Here is an 8,667-nt window from a genome sequence, read left to right on the forward strand (position 1 = left end):
ATTTGATATAGAATAGCAGCTTTCAAAGCTCCTAAATGAACTCCAAAATAGATGTCTTGAAAAATTACATTTACTAATATAGTTGATGTAAATAAACAGCCAATAATTCGAGTTTTTTTGATAAGAATAAGAATTCCACCAATTATTTCAAAAATCCCTAAAGTCATAGCAAATGATTTTGAATAACCATAAAAAGCCCACATTAATTCCATTCCACTTAATTCTGAAACAGTTTTGTCAATTTCAGCAGCTCCATCAAATTGAATTAATTTAGCTCCTCCATAAATGAACATTGCAAAAACGATAATCCAACTGATGGCATTTTCAAATATTTCTATTTTATCTTTTTTATTCAAATTCATTTCTTTTTGAGTTCAGATTTTTGCTTGTTGCCAACGGTTACGTATAATATTAGTGGCGCGTTTAAGCACTAAATTAATAAATAGAAACTTGCCAGCGGAAAATTCCGCAGGAATTTTCCAAGTAGGCTAGAACCAGCCATTAATTTTATACTTTGTTAGCCACTGTGTTTTTATTCAGTTATAAATTCGTTTTTATTTTCCTTAATATATTTAATTCTTAAATCTCCAATATTTTCCGATTCATAAAATCGGTAAAACTCTGTATCCATATCGTTTAAAGGATTCTCATTGTAAGATTCGCTAAAACTTTCTATTGTTCCGTCGTCAAATTTCTCAAGACGTTCTTTATTCTCAATATATATTTTATTCGCTCGTTTAGTCAAATCAGAGAACTTCTCCGCTCCAATTGTTTTAAATCCAATTTCTGCCATTTCCGCAAATTGCCCACTTGAATTGAAGTAGAATTGATTAAACCCACCATTATTAACTTCTGCTTCCAGCCACCAAGTTGAAAAAATAGCTTGTTGTCCTTTGGTCAATTTTGATATTTTATCTAAAGTATATTGTTCACCTTTTTCAAAGTTGGTATTAATATTGTCTAAAATTGTCTCTTCCAATTTAATGTCAGGAATTGTTTCTAAAATTTCTTTAGTCAGTATTTTATAAATTTTTCGGTTATTATGTTCTTTAATGCTTTTTTCGATAAGTAAATCCAATTCAGATTTTTCCTTATTCGACTCGTTTTTTCCTCTGCAACCGAAAAAACTTAAAATAGAAGTTAGAATCATTATCGTTATTATCTTTTTGCTCATTGGTTGGTTACATTGTGGCTAACGGTTGTGTATAAGAATAGTGCGTTTTTGTGTCCGAGGATTTTCCGCAGGAAAATCAGAGTGACTAAAAATGCACTAACCTTTTGATTTAGTAATAAAATTAAGCATTATTTCTTATACTTTGTTGTAGCTAGTTTTTTTCTTTTTTCAATTCTTTTTCTCTTTTCCGTTTTTCCTTTTTTAGTCTTTGCTTTTTAGCACTTTCAGTTTCTATTTCAAAAACTATTGGCATTGAGTATTTTTGGCTAATTGTCTTTCCATTGTATTTGGCAGGAGTCATTTTAGGAAGTAAGCTTAATACTCTAATAGCTTCTTTTTCAAATAATGGATGTACAGAACGGGCTTTTATGTCAGTAACATTTCCTTTCTTATTGATCGTAAATATTGTCAGAACTTTTATTTTATCTCCACCTTTATAGTTTAGTTGTTTTGCTATACTGTCTAATCTGTCTCTATTATCAATATTAAAAGATTCAGAAACTTTTTCGGAAACATTAGTTTGTCCAAAAAGGAAATTCGTAAATATCAGAAGTATAATAATTAATAGGTTTTTCATTTTTCTCAAATTAGCTACAACGGTTGTGTATAAGAATAGTGCGTTTTTGTGTCCGAGGATTTTCCGCAGGAAAATCAGAGTGACTAAAAAAGCACTAACTTTTTGATTAAGAAATAAATTTAAGCATTATTTCTTATACTTTGTTGTAAGTAGTGCTTTTTTGCTTACTTGCTCAATTTTAGTATTCGGAATGCTCCTTGAATTACCAATGCAAAAACGATTATTCCGATAATCAAATCAGGTCTACTCGAACTCAACCAATTTACCAAAATTCCAGCAATTATTACTCCCAAATTGATAATCACGTCATTGGAAGTGAAAATCATACTTGCTTTCATATGCGCTTCTTCTTTACTCTTTGACTTTTGCAAAATGTAAAGACAAATTCCGTTTGCGATAAGTGCAAAAATCGAAACGGTAATCATTGTCGAAAAATCAGGAAGTTTCTCGTCTCCGAAGAATCTTCTTAAAACTTCTACAAATCCAATAATCGCAAGCGTTATTTGAAAATATCCAGCAAGTTTGGCAATCCGTTTTTTCTTTATTACTGTTCCGCCAACCGCAAACAAGCTAATTCCGTAAACAAAACTGTCTGCAAGCATATCTAAACTGTCTGCAACAAGTCCTATTGATTTTGAGATAATTCCTGTTGTCATTTCGATTATGAAAAATGCGAAATTTATTGCAAGTACAGACCAAAGTAGCTTTTTCTGATTTTCACTTTCTTTAAATTCCGTTTGGTCAGTTTGTTCCGTTGAGATTTTCTTTCCGCCTAAATTCAGTTCGATAACTGACTTTTCTATTTGGTCAATTTCTCCGCTGTGAAAAACGATCAATTTTCGATTCGGAATGTCAAAGTCCAAATTGGCAATACTTGAAATTCCGTCCAATTTCATTCGGATTAAATTTTCCTCCGATGGACAGTCCATTTTGGTAATTTCAAATATTGTTTTGTTCATTCAAATTCGTGGTTTTAGGCATTACTTACAACGGTTACGTATAATATTAGTGGCGCGTTTAAGCACTAATTTAGTAAATAGAAACTTGCCAGCGGAAAATTCCGAAGGAATTTTCCAAGTAGGCTAGAACTAGCCATTAATTTTATGCTTTGTTGGCTGTAGTGTTTTGTTCCGTTATATATTTTATTCTTCAATTACTGGAGGTGATGCAGTTTCGTGCGCATAAGTTATTCTCCATTTATTATTTAATTTATTAAAAAGCATAGTTCCGACATAAGAGTCAAAATTCATTTTTTCGCCTGTTTTGAGTATAATTTCCGCTTTTCCAATCCAAGTGTAGAGCACAAGGTCTTTATTCAGGAATCTATACTCTTCTTTAATAGTTGTTTGATTATATGCTGTAAATTGCTTGAAAGATTTTATTCCGTTAATTTTAAAATTGTCATAATTATCTATTGAACCATCTGGATTGACAACCATAAACTCTGATGAATTCAAATAAGGCTCTATGGCAGATTGGATATCAACTTTTTCCGCACTTTCAATTATCATTTTTGCTACATTCGAAATTTCTTTTTTTGCAATTTCTTTTTCTTTTTCAGTCCATTCAAACTCTGTGGATTGATTTTGACAAGAAGTCAAAGTCAAGAATGAGAATAAAATTATTGTTCCTGTAAAAATCAGAAATGAAGATAGATTATTGGTTAGTTTCATAAGGTTATTTTTTTTGCCTACTCTAGTCGGTTTTCGGCTTTCTCCGTTTATTTTATCCAATGGATTAATTTAATATGAAAGGCTAATTTTACATTACAGCCAACGGTTACGTATAATATTAGTGGCGCGTTTAAGCACTAATTTAATAAATAGAAACTTGCCAGCGGAAAATTCCGCAGGAATTTTCCAAGTAAGCTAAAACTAGCCATTAATGTTATGCTTTGTTGTAGAGCGTTTTTCATTTCATTTCGTATATTGGAATACTCTCTTTAGAATCAGAAATTAGTATTGCATAATCTAAAAAATCTAAAGTTGACATTCCTTTTACTGCTTTTCCATTCGATTTTTCATCTTGCATTATAACCTCAATTAAATCAGGCTCATTTTCTGCATAAGGTGAATCTTTTTTATTTAAGCGAAATAGTGTTTTATCGGATACTTTACTGTCTTTTAAGTTTTGAATACCTCTAAAAAATTCCTTTTCATAATCTCCAATTCCAAAACCTGCTTCAACAGTATAACCTGTATAATTTCCTTCTTTGTCATAAAGTTCATCCCAAACTACTTTGCTATCTGTAAAATATCCAATAACAGATAAAATGTTATCCTTATCATAAACTTTATTTTCAATCAATCTAGTGAAAAAATAAGGGTAACCAGATTGCCCTTCTCTTGATTTTTCTATGTGAGAGAAACCCATTCTCAAGTATTGAGGATGTTTTTTGAAATTGTAAATGGAATCTAAAGAAAGGTAATTATTATACATTATTTTATCTCTGTCTCTATATTCATTTGAAAAATCAAATGATATTTTCAGGTTTCTTATTATGTGTTCAAATTCTGGTTTTCCATTAATATATTTTTGGTATTCACTTTTATTATTATCATAATCAGTTACAAAACTTCTCAAAATTTTGTAAGAGTAACTTAAATCACCTAATTCATAACTAGTTGTGTCTATTTTAACCATTTTACGAATTTCTTGAATAGGTTTCCGTTCGTTTTCTGACTCATTTATTAATTCTAAAATATGTTTGGAAACGTACTTGTAATTTACTTGAATGTCAATCCCTACAATATTTAGTTTGTCTTTTATTGGAAGTTTGTCATTTATCTTTTTTAACTCTTGCCATTTTTTATATACTTCAATTGTTCTTTCTTGTGGTACACGAATTCCATATAAAGTGACTAAATCGTTTAATAGGATTGTATCTCCATTTTTTAAATATTCATTAAAATAATGTGCAATACTAAAATCTGTTTCAGGAAGATAATATTTAATTGATTTATTCTTTATAAGAGATTTCAAAATTTCTATTTCAGCATCTTCAGTTTTAGAACTTCCGTGATAAGCACCAAATCCAATTATTTTGAAATCTTTTTGAGGAAAGTCGAAATCGGATGAAGTTAAGTCAAATCTATTTTTTTCTAAATAACCTGTTTTGGTTTGTGTACAAGATTGTAAAATCACAAAAGTTAAAAGTAAAATGAATATTTTTCTCATTGTTATTATTTCTTATATAGACAATCGTTTTTTCAAGATGTTACAATTTAGTTAGGATGTTTCTCCTAATGCTCTACAACGGGTGTGTATATGGAAAGTGCGACTTTGTGTGCGAGGATTTTCCGAAGGAAAATCAGAAGCAAGCAAAGGAGCAATAACCATTTGATTTAGCACTAAAATAAGCATTTTTTATATACGATGTTGGGTTTTAGTGCTTTTTATATCAGATAAATATTTTTATCAGTTTGTTTATTTTGTCAAATATTGTTTCCGCAATCTGGCAAAAGTCAGACGTTTTATTTGTCCGATTTTATTTTGTTCCGCAAACAAACTCAAAAGTCCGCGATAATTTTAGTCCGCGTTTTTATATTCCGTAAACTAGCTTAAAGTCTGTTTGTTTATTCTTTTGTTTTTTGTTTTCTCCCAATGAGGAAATACAAAATAGCTCCAAAAAAGTTTGTAAATAAAACAACTAATAACCAAACAATTTTATTGTTTCCAGTAAATTCGTTTTTTAATATGTCGACAAGAGCAATAATTGTTGGTAAAATTCCAAATAATATTAGCATCATTTGCCAAACTCCAATCATTCCTAAATAAATCATTTTCTCGTTTTTTTGTTGTTAGTTCATTTTTTTTTAGCATTAAACCCAACGGTTACGTATAATATTAGTGGCGCGTTTAAGCACTAATTTAGTAAATAGAAACTTGCCAGCGGAAAATTCCGCAGGAATTTTCCAAGTAAGCTAAAACTAGCCATTAATTTTATGCTTTGTTGGCAGTAGTTATTTCTCTTTAAAATTCATTTTCATTTCATTAATTATTGGCGGAATTAATATATAATCAAATCTTTTCAATTCCGTTTTCAATTTTGAATTGAGTTTTATTTTTTCTTTGTAGCAATAATTGATTAGTTCATTATTACTAAATAAAGTCCATTCGTTTTGTCTCGCTTTTTCTAAAATTAGTTTTAATGGATTGTCACTTTTTAAATCGTCTATAATTTCATTGTTTTCTCCCTTGTAAAAACGAGGAATACATTTTAATGAAGTCGATTTAGTTTGATTAAAGTAAGACAGTTCCTCAATCAGATTTCCAATATCGTAATAGCCAAAATCATTTAGTCCATTAGACAAATGAACTGCTCCCATTTTCACAAAAACTTTAGGCAAAGTATCATTACTATTTGCTTTTCTGTAATACTGACTGAAATTAGTCTTTAAATTTCCAATTCGACCATTCCAACTGTTACGGTACAAACCATTGTCGTTTGATTGGTATATAGACCAAGATTTCTTTAAATCAGTTATTATTTTTTGGACTTCAGGATTATTTTGATCTGTTGATTTAAAAAATGCATCTATTTCAGTTGACTTTTGATAATTCTCAAATATCTTATAGTTTTCGTCAGCCCAATATTTTTTAAATTCAGTCAACATATATTTATAAGCAAGTTGATAATGTTTTTTTACTTTTTTTTGGTCGGCAGAAAGCTTAAGTATTTCTTTAAATAAAAAAAATTGAGCATTTAAGTACTCTTGGTCAATTCCCCAAATCTGGAATTTAAGATTAAGAGCAGTTTTTAAAAATGTTTCATCTTCTTTACCGTCAAAAAACGGAATTGGAATTTCACCTGTTAATTTGTAATAATCAGTATTGAAATCATATAATTGTCCTTTTTCGTGAATTTCTGCAACTAATGCATTTGCACTATTTGGTCCAATTTCTACGGCAAAATGTTTGAAATTATTGTCAGCAAGGATTGGTAACAAACTATTTGAAAAAATTGAAATTTCAGAAGCGAAATGCTGTTCTCCCAACAATACAAATTGACTTTCTGAAATTCTTTGTTTCAATATTTTGACTCCATTTCCAATAAGAGTGTTGTTTTCAATTTTAAAGTAATATGTAAATTTATCAATGTCAAAAGATGATAATTCCTTTTGTGAATAAATTAAACTTGTGAGGAATAAACTTATGAGTAATAATGTCTGTTTCAATCTAGTTATTTTAAAATTACTGCCAACGTGTTCGTGTATGGTTTCGTGGTGTTTGGTACTAAGATAGCAAAAAGGGAATAACGTGCAGGAAATCCGTTAGGATTTCCTAAATAGACTTTAACTGACTCCACCATGAACTATACACGTTGTTGTGTGAAGTACATTAATTGTAAAATTTTATAAGCGTATATAAATAGAAAAACCAAATAATAAACCAGACTATCATATACCATGTTATCTTCTTTGAATACCAAATAAATGATAAAAATAATACCGTATATATTAACAACCAGGGAATCATATCAGCTAGTCCAAATAAGTTCAAGTCAACCAAAAAGTTCCCCGTGAATCTGTCTATCGATGGTTGCATTAGACAAAAAGTCCCAAATAGAATAAAAATCCTATGTTTCTCAATGTCTTTAATCCTTTTAAGAAATCCTTGGGATACAAGAAAAACACCTAAAATCATTTGAGCCTTGGCACTATTAATCATAATTAATTGAGCCGGGTCAGATTCATAAGGGAAAAGATGAAGAAAAATAACGCTCAAGACCATGGAATAAAAAACAATTATTCCAAAAAGCCCAAGTTTCATGTGAAATGCAGGTTTTTTGGAGCTAATTAACAAAGGTTGGATTACCAATAAGGTATACCATGTGAAAGCTAAAATTCCATGAATAATAAATTTTGGCACATAATTGGTTTCCTGTTCAATATTGGTCAACCAATTATCAGAAAATCCACCAACCATTAAAATCCAAAAAACTAAAGAAATAATTAAGCTATAGTTTTTTCTAATTATTTTCATGTTGTTCAGATTCTTTCAGTATTGCACTCAACGGTTGTGTATAAGGATAGTGCGGTTTTGTGTCCGAGGATTTTCCGCAGGAAAATCAGAGTGATTAAAAAAGTCACTAACCTTTAGATTAAGAAATAAATTTAAGCATTATTTCTTATACTTTGTTGGGGCATCGTTTTTTATGTTAAAGATTATTAATTAAATAAACATATTCTATTATTTTTTTAATAGTCTGAAAATAGTTGAATTTTATTCTCGTATGTCAGTTTCTCATTTTGAATGAATACAAATTTCCTTAATCCATTTTCAAGTTTTGATAAATCTTTATGGTTATTCACATTATCTGCGACATAGAAAGTGTAAGTCTCTTTAAAAAGAACAAATTGACACATTATATGGGATTGATGTGACAATATAGAGTCTCTATAAAAACTGATTTTAATAATATTTTTATAGTCTATGGTTTTATCAATTACTTTTCTAATCCAAGGTTTTTTTATCCAGTGAATGTAAATTTTATCATCAGTCAATGCGAATTCAATCTCGCCCGAAGAAGCGAATAAAAATCCTAAAACGGCAATTAGATCTAAACCGAACATTATTGTAATTGCAAGAGAATTAAAGGAAAAAATAAAAATAGTTATAATAAATCCAATAGAAATAAATATAGCAGTAGAATAAATACAATATATAAATTCAAAAGTTTTTATTCTGTGTTTTATTTCCATAATTATTATAAAATCTATTAAGATGTTTATGTCTTCTTGTTTCAATAAAGTACTATCCTCTAAATGTGCCCCAACGTTTATGTATAAGAATAGTGCGGTTTTGTGTCCGAGGATTTTCCGCAGGAAAATCAGAGTGACTAAAAATGCACTAACCTTTTGATTTAGGAATGAATTTAAGTATTATTTCTTATACTTTGTTGTACAACGTTTTT

The 8,667-nt window shown here is 29.4% G+C and carries 10 protein-coding genes; all 10 read right to left on the minus strand.

Annotated features, from left to right (window positions below):
- Positions 1–362: MauE/DoxX family redox-associated membrane protein (locus ACH5TX_RS00800; protein WP_439337652.1), on the minus strand; the 362-nt coding region annotated here is incomplete at its 3' end.
- Between the two features lie 170 nt (positions 363–532).
- Complete coding sequence (locus tag ACH5TX_RS00805; protein ID WP_439337653.1) at positions 533–1,174, minus strand: DMP19 family protein; 642 nt, start codon at positions 1,172–1,174, stop codon at positions 533–535.
- A gap of 151 nt (positions 1,175–1,325) precedes the next feature.
- On the minus strand, positions 1,326–1,751 hold the full coding sequence (locus ACH5TX_RS00810; protein ID WP_439337654.1) for an energy transducer TonB: 426 nt from the start codon (positions 1,749–1,751) through the stop codon (positions 1,326–1,328).
- 164 nt (positions 1,752–1,915) lie between these two features.
- Positions 1,916–2,710, minus strand: a complete 795-nt coding sequence (locus ACH5TX_RS00815; RefSeq protein WP_439337655.1) for a cation efflux transmembrane domain-containing protein — start codon at positions 2,708–2,710, stop codon at positions 1,916–1,918.
- A 183-nt stretch (positions 2,711–2,893) separates the two neighbouring features.
- The gene (locus ACH5TX_RS00820) at positions 2,894–3,424 is read right to left on the minus strand and encodes a hypothetical protein (protein WP_439337656.1); all 531 of its coding nucleotides are present in this window, start codon (positions 3,422–3,424) and stop codon (positions 2,894–2,896) included.
- Positions 3,425–3,662: 238 nt separating this feature from the next.
- Positions 3,663–4,928, minus strand: coding sequence for a TraB/GumN family protein (locus tag ACH5TX_RS00825; protein WP_439337657.1), 1,266 nt, complete (start codon positions 4,926–4,928; stop codon positions 3,663–3,665).
- Positions 4,929–5,326: 398 nt separating this feature from the next.
- Entirely contained in the window at positions 5,327–5,533 is a 207-nt protein-coding gene (locus ACH5TX_RS00830) for a PLD nuclease N-terminal domain-containing protein (protein WP_439337658.1), read from the minus strand.
- 180 nt (positions 5,534–5,713) lie between these two features.
- The gene (locus tag ACH5TX_RS00835; RefSeq protein WP_439337659.1) at positions 5,714–6,928 is read right to left on the minus strand and encodes a hypothetical protein; all 1,215 of its coding nucleotides are present in this window, start codon (positions 6,926–6,928) and stop codon (positions 5,714–5,716) included.
- 163 nt (positions 6,929–7,091) lie between these two features.
- A complete protein-coding gene (locus ACH5TX_RS00840) occupies positions 7,092–7,736 on the minus strand; it encodes a hypothetical protein (RefSeq protein WP_439337660.1) in 645 nt (214 codons plus the stop codon).
- A gap of 215 nt (positions 7,737–7,951) precedes the next feature.
- A complete protein-coding gene (locus tag ACH5TX_RS00845; RefSeq protein ID WP_439337661.1) occupies positions 7,952–8,500 on the minus strand; it encodes a hypothetical protein in 549 nt (182 codons plus the stop codon).
- Positions 8,501–8,667: the final 167 nt, after the last annotated feature.

The sequence above is a fragment of the Thalassobellus citreus genome (genome assembly GCF_044385915.1).
GTDB classification, from domain to species: domain Bacteria; phylum Bacteroidota; class Bacteroidia; order Flavobacteriales; family Flavobacteriaceae; genus Thalassobellus; species Thalassobellus citreus.